Raw genomic sequence first — 18051 nt, forward strand, 5'->3', positions numbered from 1 at the left:
GACAAGCACTCCAACCAGAGTTTTACTCAGCTGTTGCCTTTGCAACGGCTTCAACCCATGCGTCGTATGCATCAGGACCAATGGTGTCTCTGTACTGGGCACGCACACCCTCGGTCATTTCGCTGAAGGTCGCACGTTGTTCTGGGGAAAGGTTCATCACTTTAACGCCAGAAGCTTCAATGCGCTTTAGCTGTTCGGACTCTTCTGCGTTCACTAGCCCCTGCTGGTAGTCAGCAGTCTTTGCCATAGCATCACGAATAAGCTGCTGCTGATCTGCCGGCAGCCCATCAAAGAAAGGCTTACTGACAACTGGCAGATACACTGTAAAGACGTGGCCGGTCAGAGACAGGTTGCTTTGCACCTCATAGAAGCGCTGGGAGTCGATGATTGCGATCGGGTTTTCCTGACCATCAATCACACCCTGTTGCAGCGCTGAGTACACTTCACCAAAATTCATTGGAGTCGGGTTTGCACCAAGAGCGGTGAAGGTATCAACGTGTGCAGGCACCTGCATGGTGCGCAGCTTAACGCCCTTCAGGTCTTCAGGTTTTTCAATCGGGCGCACATTGTTTGTAATGTTGCGCATACCCAACTCGAGGTAACCCAGACCAACGAGTCTCTGATTATCAAGGCGGTTAAGCATATCCTTGCCTGCTGGACCGTTCATGACATCCAGAGCAATTTGCTTACTTGCGTACATATAAGGAAGCTCAATCACAGCAAACGCAGGATCCCAACCCGCGAAGATTGCCGAAGGAGAGACTGCCATTTGCAGAATGCCGGTCTGAACGCTCTCGATCATTTCACGATCCGGACCAAGTTGAGAATTCGGGAAAATCTGCACTTCAAGTTCGTTTTTGGAACCGGTTTCGATCAGCTCTTTGAAATGCTCGATCGCTCTGTGCATGTGGAACTGTTCGTTGGTTCCGTGGCCAAGTTTAATGATGGTTTTAGCTGACGCGCCGAATGCTAGCCCCACAGACAACGCTACGCCCAGACAAATTGCAGACTTCTTAAACAAGACGTCCTCCCTAATTTTGATTGGCTGCTCCCTGCAACCCATCATTGCTATACTACTATACCAATGAATTTGAAAATACGTCATTATACGTAATTGGGTTCAGCAAAAGATGCGTAAACAATCGCGAGAAGCGTTGGAAGAAAAGTCCTAGAGATATAAGTGAGTTAAGGAGACCTAGGTACTAACACGCGCGTGAGGGATTCCCACCAGAAAGAATTGCCCGATCACGTCGTTGATCCAAAATGGATAGCCTGGATTGCCCACCTGAGCTTCTGGCACACATTTCTCCGCTGGGATGGGCTCATATCTTGCTGACAGGAGAATATGGGTGGCTGAAACGATGAGACACTCGACTTAGCATACTATTCTGCCCCTACCTGAAACGACCCCAATGGGGACATTATTGTCATTTTGCACCTGCAGATGCGTACCCTCAGGCAAATGACCGCGGTAATGAGCTAATCGCACAGTTCTCACGCCTTAACTGGTGTGAGGCGGGGTTCTTGACAAAGCTCGTTTGTCTGAACGCCGGGATGTTTCTTCAACTCTAGGGAGAACCTCTTGAATGTCCGCAGTTGGCGGTGGGCTCAACTAATCGCTGCAACACATTCGGCAAACGTCTCAGCTACAAGGGGGACGTCGATCTGGAGGCAAAACTCAACCAGTGGGAGTGATTTTACAACCTTCACCGGCCACTTACGAAGCACTCAGAGAAAAGCTTACAGTCAACGCCTTAATCGCCTCGTGAGTAGCTGCACCTGACCGATCGGTTGAATTGCAACAATCGGGATGCCGTAAAAGTGCAAACAGCAGGAAGCGCGGTGCGAACCCTGCCGAGAGCATAAGTAAGTGTCGTTTAGACTTATTGAATAAGGCCGAACCGAAAACCCTCAGCTACCGCGTGTGTTCTATTCGAAGCATGCAGCTTTCTGGCAGCCGAAGCCAGATACCAGTCCGCAGTATGTTGAGAAATATTTAGGATCTGACTGATCTCCCAACTTGTCTTGCCTGCAGCTGCCCACTTCAGACACTCAAGTTCACGAGGAGTAATGCGATGACGAGGACGACTGATGTTTGAACCAGCTAGTTCACGCACTTTATTACTCGCATAAATGCCAACCAGATGAAGAACACTGATTTCGCGTTCATTCAGTCGAACTTCTGGTCCACCAAAAATCAGCATGCCTTGATAGTTCTGAAGGCCACGCACTGGCACACACACTCCGTCATACATTCCGTAATCGCGCGCTTCTGACAGAACTTGCTGTGCAGCTGCAGAAAGATTGCTATCACGGGCAACGCTGGACCAAAGAAATGGGCGACTAGCAGTACGCGCTTTCGCGACAATCGGATCATTTTGTATGTAATTACGATCGAGATAACGTTGTTGCCATTCAGACCGCCAGCCACTCAACATAATAGACCCATCAAAGGATGTGTTAGCTTCGGGGATCGCGGCAAGACAAAAACTAGTAAAGCCAAAAGACTGACCAAGTTCAGCAAGACGCTTAGAAACAAGATCAGGTGTCTCTTCATTATTAACAGATTCAATAAATTCTAGTGCAGCAGTCAATGAGTTCATTTTATACGCCCCTACATATAATGCCTCCAACAATCTTACCTTACGAAATATTCACCTGATTTATAAGGTGAAGCTATTACCCATCATCTAAAAGAGGCTAACTATTTTCATAACAATAAATAAATGTATTCAATATTACTTCGTTCCCAATAGAAATATGCCCATAGATATTAGTACTGTTAAATTGCACTATGTTTTATTCGAATAGGTATCATTTAAAAATTTCAGATTTCAAATTATAAATAGATTTTTTTTAGGAAAATACATTGAAAAGAGCGCGTTAACACTTGGTTAGTGTTTTCTTACTGATACGGTTCCGCATTTAATCCAATGAAAACATTATACTTTTTTACACATGGTCGAGATCAGATTTCGTGCTTCTATTTGCCCTGGATAGATGCAAAAACCTCAACGATATATCTGAGGGGGACAACGGGGACAACTCCATTCCAGAGCCGCTTTGGGCTCAAAATGCCCCTTATCTTATCGGGCGCTTCACATAATCATATGCTGAGAAGAGCTCTTCAGAAAGAGACCGTAGTCTCATCTGCAAAGACTTGCGCAACTCTTAATTGAAGCACCCGAATGGCCGCAGTTGGCCCGACTGATCTCGAAGTAGCCATGCCCATAAGATAGCTCACCCAACGAGCAAACTTCGAAAAATAATGCATTCTAAGCTTAATAACTTCGCTATAGCTATTTCTCAGAGCGCAGGCTTAGGAACTGCCCGCCCGCAGAACGCCTGCCTTGCCGGGGTGCTGCGCTTTGGGGTTCTGTCGCCAAACAAATTCGACGTTGACTGGGATACGCCATTTCTTAGCGAGCCGATCAACTTCCTTCCATGCATCCGCAGCCGATTGCCCTTGCACTGAGATTCCCAGTTCAGGGACGTATCTGTAGCCATCGTCATCGTAGTTAGCTGCCTTGGATGGAACGCCCAACTCTCGGACGAGTTTTTCACCCTCGAACCCCTTAACCTTCACCTGTTCTATCATCACATGCAGGATTCCCGCCCAGTTTGGATTTTGGATCGTCTTGCCGTTGATTGTCGCCTTCATCGGCTTGGTGAACGTGAGGCTTGGTGCGGCATCGAACAGCAGAGTGCCATCAGTTGACGCGACTGCATCACCTTCTGTTTCATCGTCGTGTTCGATTCCGAGTTGCTCCATCGCCTCCCGCACAATGCGGTCGATGGTTTCGCTCGGCGACTTGGTTTTGAACCATGTCTTAAGTGTGCTGATATCAGCAAAAGTGGCGTCGTTGATTCTGACTACGGGCATCATGGCTTTCCCCTGCATTGGTTGATATGAGATATGTAACATGACATATCGTTCATATCAAGGGAAAATGTTACATATCTCACACATAGAAGCTTCAAGTAGGTGCTTGCAGTTTGTGTCCGAAAGCCCGCACAGCCGCCGTTGGCGAAGGGTTGATTTAACACAATTGGGAACAGTAAGACGGCTTGGAATGAGGCATTTTAGATGTTCGTGCGAGTTTGTTCCTGAGGAACAAACAGAGGTGGCGTTGATTCTCCGCTTTATTCCTGTAATATTGAAGGAGTAATCCAAATATGACTGTACTTGCGAGGAATGGATGACAAACGTATACGGAACACCAAAGAAGGTGAGTATGAAAACCCAATTGTTTCAGATTGCAGTGAGCGCTCTAGAGGCAGACGGCTGGAAGGTGGAGCGAGTAGCTGGTAGCGGCAAATCGAGCGTTCGGCGCATTACGAAAAGCAGTGATAGTAAGATCGTTTCAATTCGAACCACTCAAGACACATGGATAGCTTTCCCGCGCACAGAGGGCGATGAAAGCTGGCGGACGCTCGATGAAGTTGATGCGGTTGTCCCAGTATCGGTCGATGATAAAGATGAGCCTAGATTTGCTAAGGTTCACTTGATTGACGGCGATGAAGTCCGTTCGCGCTTCAATCGGGCATATGAAGCGCGGAAGAGCGCAGGGCATAAAATACCAATAGGCCGTGGTGTTTGGGTTTCTCTCTATCTTCCAGACGCAAACGAGCCTGTAAGTCATGTTGGCGCGGGCGCAGGTCTTGAATTTCCGCCGATAGCAACCATCGCGCTCTCTCCTGAATCACAAATCACTGCCGACCACTCGGATACTGATAGTAAGGGTGATACTGGCTTGATTTCCCATTCACCTGATGAGGCCACGCTGTCGATTGGGGAAGCAAAGCGCCGCTTGGCTGCTACGTTTGGGGTAGACCCAAGTAGTATTAAAATTATTGTGGAGGCGTGAGTGCGAAGCGCGACACACTATAATTGGAGTGTCAGCATAGTGTCAGCATATCGGCATTGAACTTGTCCAAATTGTACCATTCCAGCAGATCAACGATGCGTTTCGCAAGGCTTTTCCCAGCATTGGCGGTTAGTGAGAAGTCATTTCCAAATTGATTTTCGAGCGATTGGAAAAGAGCGGCAGTAGGTGGGTGCGGATTATTTTCCTCGTAGTGAATGGCTTGATTCCGTCCTTGCCAAACAATTGCTTTCAAACTTGCTGTTCCGACGAGTCGGCCATCTGGCGCATTCTGTAACCCTCCGTGAACAATGGAAACTCCCTGTTTTGCAATCTGCAACAGAGCGCCACATAGGGAATCGACGCTTGCCTCATGGTTTATTATTGATTGCTGAACCTTGGGTATTTGGTTCTTAAGTGTGCCTGCATCTTGCGCAGCCTTTGCCATACTAACAAAAGCGTGCTGTACGTGAGCGTCCGAGAAATCATCATTCATATCACTGGTACGAAAATCCCGCTCAAAGTGCTTCCGTTTGGCTTCAGCTGAGGCTAGTAAAGTTTGGAGGTGGGACAGTGACTTTTGCTCACCCATGATTAATTCGATAATATTTTTAGACGCAAATTCGACGTCGTTTGCATATGACATATCAACCTCTGATCCTAGTTGCTCAGTATGGTGTGAATAGCCATGTAGGCACCCAAAATGAGGCAAGGAGGCCATCATAGGCAAAATTGGAATGACCGCAAAGGGGCCTTCGGGTAGTTACAGATTGTTTACACAAGAGTTACTGAAGAAGCTTCTTGGTGGAACTGGTTCAACCCTTGCTAGAAACGCCCCAACGGCGGCTAGTGGCCCTCAGCGCTAAGCTGGTCAAGATCGATCCCAAGTTGACTACTTTGATCAAAGGCCGAAGTCATGTATTTGCCGGACGCGCTTTGATTTCGGCTAAATATCATACAGTAATAAAGGCCTTCAGCATTCGCCGAAGGCCTAGATTTATTAGAACGCGTTAGACAAATTGGAAATCGTCTTGATTCAGCTCTGCAATTGAAACGTTCTTCAAAGTGACAGAATTGCTTATTCCGAGAGTAATCACAGTATCAGCGCCATTCTCGCTTGCGGCTTCAATGATCGCATTGAAGTCGGCAAATGCTGTCTGATCGAACTTGATTAAATCTTGGATACCTGAACCTGCTTCAAAGTCAGTGATGACATCGTTGCCAAAACTGACACCTACAAACCGGAAGGTGTCCGAGGATGAACCACCAGTAAGAGTGTCGTTCCCTTCACCACCGTCGATAAAGTCAGCTCCTTTCCCTCCGTCGATTGTATCTTCTCCCTGAAGGCCAAGCATCGTGTCATTAAAATCACTGCCTGTAAGAGTATCGCTTGCTACTGTGCCCACATCGTCACGGCCGTTGATTGTTATTTTGATCTCTGTGGAAGTGGGAGTATTGCTGCCATTATCGATTTCAATCGTGTAGATTAAAGTAACGTTTTCTCCACGATTTAGATAATCGAACATATGTGCTGGTGCGTCAAATGTAAAATGTGCTCTTCCATACCCTGCAGGTACATTGTCGCCGTAGCCACGTGAAAATCCATCCGAAGTTAAGAATTCCAGCAAGGATGTGGTATCGAGACCATCCACATTACCGCTGGCTTCAACAGCAATAGCTTTCCCTTCATGAGTATGGGACAAAACGTGTTTATCGTAAAAAACAACGTCTACTGCAGTTTGTACAGGTGCATAATCTGAAGTCTCATCAATAGTTGCTTCTGATTTAACCAAGCTATATTGACCTTCAGCGTCGGGGACGAGTTGATAGGTTCGAGCTCTATGTGAGTAGGCTGTCTGGAATCCTACGGTAACAACTCCGGAGTCTGATATTGAAACAGATGTCCCAAATCTCCCATTTTCATGACTACGCCCAATGTATCCAATGATTGGGGGAATCAAGAATTGTTCCGTGTATCCTCCGTCGGTATCAGGTGTATAAACAGCAACCCCACCCAAATTCGTTACTCGATCGCCTTGGGAATTAATGTAAGTATACCCTGGTACGCCAACAACGATTAACCCGTTGGAGTTTATATCGACTGCTTCTCCAAATTCTTGGTATAAATTGTTTGTAGCTCCTAGCTTCGTTTCATAATAAGTTCCGGTTTCATCAGGTGTATAAACGTACACAGCCTTTTTTGTGGGAACTCCAACCACTATCACTCCATCATCATTGATGGTGATGTTTTCACCGAACTGATCTCTTTCTGCTGCGTCTGATGAATGAAGTTTTACTTCTTCATATCCTCTGCTAGCTTGAGGCCTGTATACAAAAATTGCACCAGCCTCAAATCCCAAGTCATCGTTACTTGGTGAACCAACAACGACTATGCCCTCAGAGTTTATCATGACGTCTTTTCCAAAGGCGTCTTGCAGAGAAATGTCATCTGGAGCTAATCGAGTCTCTAAATATCCTCCAGATCCATCTGGCTTGTAGATGTAGGTAGCGCCGCTGGTTTCGGTATTGTTTTTGCCCCAATAGGCACCAACAACAATGGTTCCATCATCACCTATGGAGACAGACGAACCAAATAATTCTCTTTGGTCTAAAGATGAGGTTAGTTTGGTTTCGGTATATCCGCCGTTACCATCCGGTTCATAAATATAAATAGCGCCATGATCATCGTTCGCCCTGTACGCGCCGGTAACGATGGTTCCATATTGGTTAATGGCAACATGCCATCCAAAATAATCTGATATTTGACCATCTGATGGAGAAATCCTAGTTTCTATGTAACTCCCGAAACCATCCGGTTGATATACATGTATAATCCCTTCTGTCAGATTTGCATGAGGAGCTCCTACAACAATGACACCGTTCTCAGATGTCGCGGTCACATGAGAGTATTGGTCATAATCATTGTTAATTTGAGGCACTATTTCCATATTATTTGGCAGGGCTTCAATCCGTAAATCAGAAACAGGATCGACAACGCCAACAATTGTAACTGTCACTGTTTTAGTAACAATACCACCATGCCCATCATCGACCGTATAAGTGAAAGTGTCATACCCACGTTGTTTTTCAAGCAGATGATCGAACTGTCCATTGGGATCATAATGGAAAACACCATCAATAAATGTGACTGTCCCTTTTGCTTCTCTGCTGTCGAAACTAATCGTATGCGTGTCGGAGGCATCCACATCACTATAATCTGGTGCAATACCGACCTCTTGGTTCTCTAAAGTGGTCGCTTCAATATCTCTGACGATGGGGCGATCATTTTCCCCTTCAACAGTGATTGTTACGTTGCGCGTGATAACGCCTCCGTGACCGTCATCAGCGGTATAAGTAAAGGTCTCTGTGGCACTCTCGCCTTCAGCAAGGTAATTGAAGTGCGGAAACGCCGAGTACTCAAAGTTGTTCCCATAGCGCTCGAGTTTGCCTTTGACGCTATCATCATCCCATGTAATTGCTAAGCGGTCTGAACGATCAGGGTCAACGAGACCGGTCTGGATCAAATAGTCACGATCATCTTCTGAGACCGTTACTGCAACATCATCCGCGTGTGGTGTATCGTTAGTGCCGATGATTATGATTTTGGCCGTGCCCTCGGTCGTGCCGCCATTACCGTCATCCAGCTCCACCGTGTAGGTAAGTGTGACTTCCTCATCTTCAGCCAGGTAATTGAACACCTCATAGCCTGCGGTGAAGTCAAGATTGACTTTTCCGAAGAGCGACTGGTCTGAAGTGTCAATGGAGCCAATGGTAAGCAGATCTAACAGTTGTTGTTCGGTGAGCTTGTTCAGGCCGTTCTGAACACCTGATAGACTGAGGCCTTTTATATTTGCCGTGTGGCCTACGTCCGTCACATCCGCATCGGAGAATGACAAACTCAGCTGGCCGACAATGTCCGAGGTGTCGGTTGTTTCATAAAGCGCCAACTCATTGGCGGTCCGGCTATAATCACCATTCGGGTCTGGCTTAATGACGTATATCGCACCAGTATTGATTTCGGTTGTGCTGTCATTACCCGGCTTGCCAATGGTGACAGTGCCATCTTCGCTAATGGCAACAGCAAAGCCAAATCCATCACCGGCAACTACGTCCGGTACACCAATCTTGAACTCTTTATAAGTGCCATCTTCCTGCGGGACGAAGACATAAACTGAGCCAGAGGCGTAGCCGTTTGCTTCATCGTTTGCAGCTGCGACTACGAAGGTACCGCTTGAGTTGATCGCAACGGCAGAGCCAAACGTGTCGCTAGCATCACCATCAGCTGCTATAAATTCAATTGAACCAGAATAATTACCATCTGCATCTGGGGTATAAAGCAAGACGGACCCGGTTGCAGCTCCCCCATCAATCCAATTGCCAGGCTGACTGACTAGTATTTGCCCATTTTCGTTAACAGCAACGGACGTACCGAGTTTGTCTCCGATTTGGAGTTGAGGAGCATCCAGCTTAACAGGATCTGAATATCCATCGAGAGAAGAATGATAGACATATAACGCGCCCGTATCGTTTAGTTCGCCCTTTGCTCCGACAACGATCAGGCCGCTTTCATTGAAAGAAATGGAGCTGCCGAAATTTGCCAGACCTTCACCCTCCGGCGCGGTGAGTTTGATCTCGCTGTAGCCTCCTGATGCTTCAGGTGTGTAGATATATATCGAACCTGCGCCAAGGTCACCATTAGCATCATCGCCAGCTGCGCCGACAATGATTTGACCACTTTCGTTTATGGCTACAGATGAGCCAAAATTATCGAGCTGTGTGGCATCTGAGGCAACAAGCATTATAGGAACGGTATAATCGCCATTGCCATCTGGTTTATAGACATAGACAGCGCCGCTCTCAGAGTTTCCATCGGGGGAAGCGGTGGTCGCACTTACGACAACGGTGCCATCATCGGCAATAGTAACCGCGTCGCCAAAATGTTCGCCAGCAACCCCGTCGGGGGCAATGAGTTGGTGTTCCACGTAAGTACCGTCTTCCAACGGCGTAAAGATGACGACTGAGCCAGCCTGATAATTGCTATCTGGTGCATCATCTCGAGCACCGGCAACAATCACGCCATTTCCATTGATCGCAACTGCGTTGCCGAGCTGCCCAGTCTGGACAATCTGGTCGGAAGTGAGCTTGATGAAATCAGAGATCAGCTCTGAGTCTAGAAATACGGGAGTGTGATTATCGCTGGAGGTATTACTGGTATCAAACATATAATATTCCCAAAGTACCGCTTACCATTAGTTGTATGTTGCATATAAGTATAATTTTGCAGTGTGGTCCATAGGAAAAGTAATCAGTAAACATTGTAAGTATTTACTTTTATTATATATTTAATGAGAAGGCGCAATAAATGGGTTCGGCTTTTCGACAAATACTAGGTAACAAAAGAATATGTGGTGTTTTGGTGATGCTGACCACCAAGAAATCGAGGTAGCGGAACTTTAGAGTGGCCCCCATCAGCTTTAGAATGACAAAACCTTGCTTTTGGTGTGAGTAGATCAGCTAGACGAGCGGTGATCTCAGTTCTTTCCCGCTCCACGGCCAAGGCTTCGCTCAACCCCTTATTGTCCTTCGTAATCCTAGGCTCAGGATTCATAGCCAGAATATCACAGTTGCTGCGATGTAAATTGCTGATTTGAATATATTGGGGCAACGGTTTTTCTTACCTTGTTACTGTCGTAATCGCGATCTGCGATCAATACCTAGGCAGCGGGTAAATCGAGTAATAGTACCTCAGCTCCCTTGTAATCACTGGTTTACCCGAGGATCAGGTGAAGGCTGAACGGACGGCCCACCTCATCTCTCACAGCATGGAGTTTTGTGTTCATGCCGCCCTTCGTGCACCCGATCAGGCGCGGAACGATCCCCCTTTTTCAGGCTTTAAGCGGTGCGGTGGGCCTTAAGGTGCGTTGCATCGATCATCAGAATATTAGCTTCAGGGCCTGTGGAGCTGGCCAGCTCCTCAAAGATCTTTTCAAAACACTTTTTTTGAGACCAGCACACAAACCGGTTACATAAAATCTTGTAAGGGCCGTATTCTATCGGCGCGTCCCGCCAGCGTAAGTCATTGCGAATAATTGTTCCCCGTCGAATCTATATGGACAGATCGATCGATTTGAGTAAGGGAGTGTTTTGGCCCACGATCCTACTGACTGGAGTGAGAAATGAGGCAGAACGGCATGCTACATGAATGGCTGTTTAGAGAATTCCAGGCCCTTCATGAAAATAGCTGAAGACGCTTCTGGAGAATTTGCTCAACTCTTGGTGGAAACGCTCTAATGGCGGCTTCTGGCCCTTTGCCAAATCCCCCACGATTTCAGTGCGTTGCATTCATTCTCAGAAATCTGAGCCTGTCTCAACTAATTCGAGCCCAGTCTCAGGTAATTTGAGCCGAAGCGAAATTACAGTCTCAAATAATCTGAGCCCAAAATCATCGATAATATCAAGCCACTACAGCTAGTTGCAGCCCGCCAACAACAAGCTTCATTATGTGACTTTGCCCTTGGCCGCGAGGATCGGCCCTTAAGACCGCAAATTCCCTCAGTTTTATACCGATTGGTCTAATTGCGCGAGCTGACAGAAGTTTCTCTGGCAACAATATCGCTTGATCGCTCTTTCTCCGGCACTGCAATTAACACAACGTTATACTTCAAGTTGATTTGTCCCTGATTAGTGAGTGAGGGAGCCACACGCGTCAAAAACAAAATGCGGGCAAAATGGCAGAGACTGGTGAATGATTGAAGTAATCAGCCAGTAATAATAGAATAAGAAGGAGTTATAATATGCGTGTGTTAGTTTGCATGCTTGCTTTTGTCGCAGCGACACTCATGTCCAGCTCAGCTTTTGCAGGAGCTGGTGCAGTTGTTTATGCCTGTGTGAAGTATACGAATGAGCCCAGTGAAAAGACCACAATTAATTTTCAGGCCGGCGGATCTGGAGATTACTGTATGCGAGAAACTGGCAGAGACAATTTTGTTGAAGTAGAGCGCAAGGGGGTTTCTTGTGTATCTGTTGGTTATGTGGAAGCAGATGATAGAATATTCTCTGGTTGTTCTACTTCTGAATCCAATTGGTCCCTAAGTTATTTCACAGATGATCAGACAGAGTCCGGCTCCACATCTACAGATTGGTCGCTTAGCTTTGGTTTGAACACTATGGATCTTAAAGATCAGGTTCCCAATACACATGTTTGCCCCTCAGAGGCTGACTGTGTATCCTCAACAATTACCTGGCCTTTTGGCGAAACCGGCCCGCTCTACATTCAGTTTGATATGGACTAATGCCCATTGCCTGAAGCAGTTTGCAGGTGCTGGTGCACCGCAAACTGCCTTGGCCTATTCTGTCGTCATTCCCCGCGAAGTACTCGTCCTATAAGCCTGCGACTGGTGTGCGGGTTTCTCTCGATGCTCAATCGAATACCTCCAAAACAGCAATAAAAACTGAGGTTTATCATGTCACAATCACAATACCGTGGGTCTCAGGCCTTCAACCAAATCTTGCAATACAACGAGTATGTAAACAAAAACACCGGCTCGCTTTTTGTGCAAATTCCTCTGGTACACCTGCGCGGAAAGACAGAGGCAATCAGCCTAGGACTTGCAGCTTATTATCAAGCTGGAACAGCCGGTCTGCTGGGCCTGCCGGATGGCTGGAACTATAACTTACCCTTTGTGGCGTTTGACCAAAATGATCCAAGCAGCAAGACTTTAATAGTCGAGGGCAAGACCTTCGTCATCGATCCTGACTGGCAGGATAGTTCAGGTTACCAATCCGGTTTGAAATACGTGAATGATCACGGCCAGAAGTTTACGCAATACACTGAGAGCCAACCACTTCCTGTTGGAGAGGGAGAGTATATCTACAAGCTCGCCTACAATGATGGTGGGGTGAGCTACTTTGATGCCACGGGATTACTGGTGGTGCACACGGATATTTTTGGCAATTCCCTGCAATATTCCTACATCAACAAAGACACTGATATCTTCAATAACTATTTGGAAAGTATCACAGATTCATTCGGCCAGACGGTTAGTTTTTCCTACCCCTCTAACACAGTGGAAATTCATCTTCCAGATGGCAGCACCCAGACCATAAACTACAGTGACAATGGGATTGCAAATGTTGTCAACCAGATTGGTGCAGTGATCCGGTTTGAATACACAACCGCCTCTGACACCACTGTGATTGCGAATATCACTTATCCAACCGGGTTGTTGACCAACCTTTACTATTCCGAGATTGACTATCTGGACCAAGCGGGATCGGAGTATTCCTTCCCTGCCATTCGCGAGATCATCCATCTTGATGCGCAAGGCAACAAGGTGGATTCTATTGAGTATACATATGGCTCTGATACAGACAGACGCACCTTTACCGGCTATGCGATTGGTTGCCGGTTGAGCGCCACCGAAGACTGCCTGATGAGCGGTGATCACCAGACTTATCAATATGATACGCTGGAGCAGCGGTTTGATGCGCAAGGCAACCGGGTCGCAGCATCGCGTGTGTACTATAACTTTTTGCACTGTCCACTGCATGAGCATCATTACCTTCTGGATGAAGATCGCTATGTGGTTGAAGCCTATCGAACCTCATACACTTACGAGTACGTTTCGGATGCCCATGACCGCAGTGTTAACATGAGCAAACCGGTATCCGTTGCGTATAGTGTCCATGATCCAGATGGTGATAGCTGGATTGAGCAAAGTAGAACGGAAACAAGCTATGATGACTATGGCAAAATCCTCAGTAGTAAACAGTATGACCTGACTTCCGGCAGCACTGAACTGGTCAGCGAGCGCAAGCACAGTTATGTGGAAGCTGGCTGGGGCGGTGAAATGCCATTGGAAACGGTGAACGAAGATCTTATTGAGAACAAAAGCCATAAACTGTCTTTTGGACTAAGCGACAATGCCAAGACGATCGCTTCTGTTGCAATCTCGCAGAAATTACCTGAGCAATCAGCGTATAATCCCTTTAAAACCAAGAGTTTCTTTTATGATGAATCCGGGCAGCCTACCTGCTGGGACCTCGATTGGACAGTGCCTAATGGGGATGGCGAGAACCCGGATGAGACGATCAGCAACAGCTTTACCCAAAGTTTTGATAGTGGCACGGGCCAGTTGTCCGTTTCCCTTAAAGATGCAAATGGTGGCATCAGCACATCTGTATTTGACATGCGTTTGCCTACGGGGCCATGCGTTGAGCAAACCACCCCGGAAGGCCACTCCTATCGCTACACCTATGATGCTTCTGGCCGCCTGACATCCTCACAAAACCCTCTTGGGACCACGGTCACGTATTCCTATGGTCTGGTTCATACCACCTCTGGGTCCTCGGAAGCGGCAATCAATTATATGCTTGTTCATAACGAGAATGGTTATGAAGTGCGCACCACATATGATGAAAATGGCAGGAAAATCAAACAGGAAGACAACGGCGACCCCACTCAGGAGAACCCACAGCTGACCCGCGTGCTGAGCGTTTCAACCTACAACGCCCTGGGTCTGCTGGCACGCCATACAGACCTGACAGGACAAGTTATCAGCGATGAATATGATGGTCTTGGTCGGGAAATTAAGCGCACTGATTCAATTGGCAACGAGTTTACTGTTACCTATGAGGATGTTGAGTGCAGTAAAATCATGGCGATAAACGGAGATCGTCGCAATCAGGTAAAGAGTAATGGTCTGGGACAGATCATTCAAAACACTCTGTTTGCGTTCAAACAGGGTGACCTACCGGCGCAAGCGCGCCTGCGTAACTTCACCTATGACGGGTTTGGCCAACAGATGTCGGTAAGCGACTTTCGCATAAAAGATGAGGACGCAACTTTTATCGCAGCAAAAACATACGCTTACGATCCCAGCGGCTCTCTTTTGCAAACGGCATATATCGGTATTCCTGAGGATGAAGATCTGCGCGTGGCCTCAACCACCTCGCTAACCCGGGATTTGCTTGGCAATACTACGATGATTTCCCGCCAGATCGTCAACAATGATCAGGCACAGCCGGAGGTTAACAGTGACACGCTGACCTTTGATAAGCTTGGTAATCTGGTGACCCTGAGAAATCAGCTTGGTCAGGAAGAACGTAGAGAATACAATTCAGATGGTAAACTGTCTCTGAAAACCCTCTTTGATGGTACACAGTTTAGTTATGGCTATGATGATGCTGGCAGGCTGACAAGTATTGAAGCTGGGGATGCGTCGTTTTCCTATAATTACTTGCCTAATGGGCGCTTACAACAAGCATCTCATGGGACTGATCGGTTGATCTACGAGTATTCACTCGATGGCACGGCGTCTTCCATCACTTACTCCGATGGGAGCAGGGTAAAGCTGGAAAAGGATTCCCTGAGCAGAGTGATCAGCATGTCCTTACCTGATGGTGCAAGGACTAGCTATGAATATGATGGCTACAACCGCATTTCCCAGCAGACCACGAGAAATGTAGTCCTGACCAATACTTGGGGAACAGTCAACAACATCCACGGTATACTCGTGGGCCAGAGTGTTGAGGCTGGGATGACGCAAAATACAGTCTATGACTTTGATGCGTTTTCGCAGATCAGTCTGCTTACAACAACTGATGCCAACAACGCTGAGCTGTTTCGTGCGCAATTGACACGCAACGACTGGCCGCATCTGAGTGATCTGACAATTCGCTGGCAAAATGAAACGGGTGAAACAGTCGAGACGACCCGATCCATGACCTATAACGGGCTGGAGCAGCTTGTTGGCTCAGACCTGAAAAACGCGCTAGGTGAGGTCCTGCGCAGTGAAACCTTTAGCTACGACGGTGCTGGCAACATCCTTTCGCATAGTGTTGACGGCAAGCGAGAGGACTATGAGTACAATGCCTTAAACCAACTCACCAGCCATGGGGCGGTCTATGACACCAATGGGCGGATGATACAGGATGTTGACGGCAAGAAATACACGTTTGATGGGCTGGGCTTGCTGACCGCTGTTCAGCCCGCAAACCAACCGGAGATCCAAAACACCTACACCGCCAATGGGATGCTGAGCTCGGTCGACAATGGCAGCGCCACAGACAAGCTGTATACGGTTGGCGGATCATTTACCTCGGTGGAAACCAAAAGCGATACGGGAAACGGCACGCATCACGCATTGGTGTGGTCGCAAAACCAGCTTGTTGCGCAAACAGATGAAACTGGCGCTGTGACCTTCTCAAATGCCGCGAACTCTGTGCGCCTGCAACGCACGCAGACAAGCAGCAATCAGGTTCAAATCTCAGATTATGGCAAAGTTAGCGCGCAATCCTCGCTTATCCGGCCCAACAGCTTCAACTGGAACGGACAGTACACTGATCCCGATAGCGAGCTGACCTTTATGCGGGCCAGGTGGTACAGCCCGGCAGCCATGCGATTCTTGTCGATGGACCCCAAAATCTCACTCAACCGCTATGCTTATGCGGATGGCAATCCGATCGGCAAAATGGACCCGCTTGGCCTGGATGCGAGGGACACGATCGCCTTTGGCGTGGGGTTTGCGGTTGGACTGTCCGTTGGGTTTTTATTGGGCGGGCCTTTGGGCGCGTGGGCTGGGGAATCCCTGGGTGCTAGCCTTGCTGCCTCAGCCCTTACTGGGGCGTTGAGTGCGACAGCAGGCGACCTTGCGGCCTCTGCTGTACTTGGTAACCAAATTACCGGAAAGCAAATCGCCATTGATATTTTGAGCGGAGGAGCTGGAGGTGCTGCTGGTGTTGGCATGGAGCGTGTGCTACGGGCTGGTGCAGGCAAAGTCTTCGCCGGTGCAGCGTCTGGCCTTACTGATGCGGCAATGGCTGGAGGTATAACCGCAGTTGCTTACAATCAGCCCTTCTTCTCGCAAGCCAATGTTTTGGGCTTGGCATTGGGTGCAGGCACCGGCGGGATCACCGCACGCTATAGTCGCTCCGGGTCTGAAAACCCTATGGCGAGCCCTGCCAAAGAAGAGCCAGTGCTCCCGGTTACAGAAGCAGAGCTAGGCACCGTCAGTTCAGCAGTTATGGGCTCGAAGAAGTTCCACTTTTATGGAGAGGTTGAAAACATCACGGATCCACTGGGTCATCTTACGCCTGACCCTGATGCCCCTGTCACAAGGAACAGAAGAGGAGCGGGCGGTGAGCCGCTGGAACATGTCAATTTTCTCTCCTACAAGATCGTCGATGGCGAGATACAGGTTGGCACCAATCTGCACACATCGGCCAGCGAGCTTCGTCCAATATCTCAAGACCTCTTTATTAAGCATCTTGAGACCGTAGGAGGCTTTAAAGGCCACCAGTTGGAGATTATCACGAATGGCAGTTTTGATAATGCTCAGCAGATTGCTGATGCCCTTCAGGTGAAGAGCTTCAATCATAACCTCATAGCATAGCTGAAACAGGGCAGAGGGGGCGCTGAACTTGGGCCCCTCTGTCCAGACTGGCTTAATCAATAGTGCCAAAGCAGAGACTTTCCCGTCTGGGAGAGCATTCAAAAGTGTGGGGTAGTCAGGCGGCGAGCTCGTTGATTTCTGGAGTTAGCGCTTCAGATTTTTGAATGTTCTCCATTGTATGAGTATATATGCGATAGCTGCAGCCTTCCCTCAGCCTTGTGATCTCATAGTCTTGCATCCATTGAATGGCCTTGCCTTCGATGGATGAGCCTTGAGATGCATGGATATCGACGAACACGCGGCGAATGTGCGCCATACAGGCCATTCCTGTGGCGTTATCTTCCCCGAATAAGCCGTTGACCCCGGCATAGCCACCAGCATGAATCCAGCCTTTGTATCCATTGAGATGACCTTGCGGATGCTCGCCTTTGCGATCAATAATGAACTGGTACCAGACAAGAAGAGACGCTGTTCCAGCAAAGGGACCCTCGCCTTTCACATGTGCCCAGATGCGAGCGGATTTTTGTCTTCTTGTTCTCCGTTCCCAGCACCTAAACCAGCCTGCAATCGACACAAATTACAATAAAGAGCCGCGCGAAGATGTCGTTACTCAATATATGAGAGTACTCACGTTGAAATAGTCTCAATTCTTGATGGAAACGTTTGAATGTCCGGTAATGGGATGGACCGCCTGCTCCCCGAAGGCGCAGGCTCTATAGTGATCCTGTTCTTATGAAACCGGAGCAGTCCCATGATCACAGAACTTCTTTCCGTCGGCATCGACATTGGCAAAG

General features: G+C 47.9%; 9 protein-coding genes and 1 pseudogene. 3 read left to right on the top strand and 7 right to left on the bottom strand.

Annotation, left to right across the window (positions count from 1 at the left end; translation table 11 throughout):
* Positions 1-22 precede the first annotated feature (22 nt).
* The 3 genes from PsW74_RS26570 to PsW74_RS26580 all read right to left on the bottom strand — a co-directional run bounded on the left by PsW74_RS26570 (position 23) and on the right by PsW74_RS26580 (position 3886).
* The gene (locus PsW74_RS26570; protein ID WP_063289663.1) at positions 23-1021 is read right to left on the bottom strand and encodes a TRAP transporter substrate-binding protein; all 999 of its coding nucleotides are present in this window, start codon (positions 1019-1021) and stop codon (positions 23-25) included.
* A gap of 862 nt (positions 1022-1883) precedes the next feature.
* Positions 1884-2603, bottom strand: a complete 720-nt coding sequence (locus PsW74_RS26575; protein WP_063289664.1) for a LuxR family transcriptional regulator — start codon at positions 2601-2603, stop codon at positions 1884-1886.
* A gap of 716 nt (positions 2604-3319) precedes the next feature.
* Positions 3320-3886 carry a hypothetical protein gene (locus PsW74_RS26580; protein ID WP_063289665.1) on the bottom strand — a complete coding sequence of 189 codons (567 nt, stop codon included), beginning with the start codon at positions 3884-3886 and terminating at the stop codon, positions 3320-3322.
* Positions 3887-4235: 349 nt separating this feature from the next.
* Between PsW74_RS26580 and PsW74_RS26585 the strand changes: the two genes are divergently transcribed.
* On the top strand, positions 4236-4868 hold the full coding sequence (locus PsW74_RS26585; protein ID WP_206599960.1) for a hypothetical protein: 633 nt from the start codon (positions 4236-4238) through the stop codon (positions 4866-4868).
* A 31-nt stretch (positions 4869-4899) separates the two neighbouring features.
* Here the strand turns inward: PsW74_RS26585 and PsW74_RS26590 are convergent, their stop codons facing one another.
* From PsW74_RS26590 to PsW74_RS30060, 3 genes and pseudogenes are all read right to left on the bottom strand, one after another.
* Positions 4900-5511, bottom strand: a complete 612-nt coding sequence (locus PsW74_RS26590) for a hypothetical protein (RefSeq protein ID WP_063289667.1) — start codon at positions 5509-5511, stop codon at positions 4900-4902.
* 364 nt (positions 5512-5875) lie between these two features.
* Complete coding sequence (locus PsW74_RS26595; RefSeq protein WP_063289668.1) at positions 5876-10087, bottom strand: VCBS domain-containing protein; 4212 nt, start codon at positions 10085-10087, stop codon at positions 5876-5878.
* A 382-nt stretch (positions 10088-10469) separates the two neighbouring features.
* A pseudogene (locus PsW74_RS30060) lies at positions 10470-10955 on the bottom strand (transposase); the annotation flags it as partial.
* A gap of 704 nt (positions 10956-11659) precedes the next feature.
* On the opposite strand from PsW74_RS30060, the gene PsW74_RS26600 reads away from it, so the two are divergent.
* Positions 11660-12157: a hypothetical protein gene (locus PsW74_RS26600; protein WP_063289669.1), complete on the top strand. Its 498-nt coding sequence runs from the start codon at positions 11660-11662 to the stop codon at positions 12155-12157.
* Positions 12158-12328: 171 nt separating this feature from the next.
* Positions 12329-17257, top strand: a complete 4929-nt coding sequence (locus tag PsW74_RS26605; RefSeq protein ID WP_063289670.1) for an RHS repeat-associated core domain-containing protein — start codon at positions 12329-12331, stop codon at positions 17255-17257.
* A gap of 115 nt (positions 17258-17372) precedes the next feature.
* On the opposite strand, the gene PsW74_RS26610 is transcribed toward PsW74_RS26605, so the two are convergent.
* Positions 17373-17831, bottom strand: coding sequence for a transposase (locus PsW74_RS26610; protein WP_082830721.1), 459 nt, complete (start codon positions 17829-17831; stop codon positions 17373-17375).
* Positions 17832-18051: the final 220 nt, after the last annotated feature.

This window comes from Pseudovibrio sp. W74, assembly GCF_001623085.1.
In the GTDB taxonomy this organism is placed as follows: Bacteria; Pseudomonadota; Alphaproteobacteria; order Rhizobiales; family Stappiaceae; genus Pseudovibrio.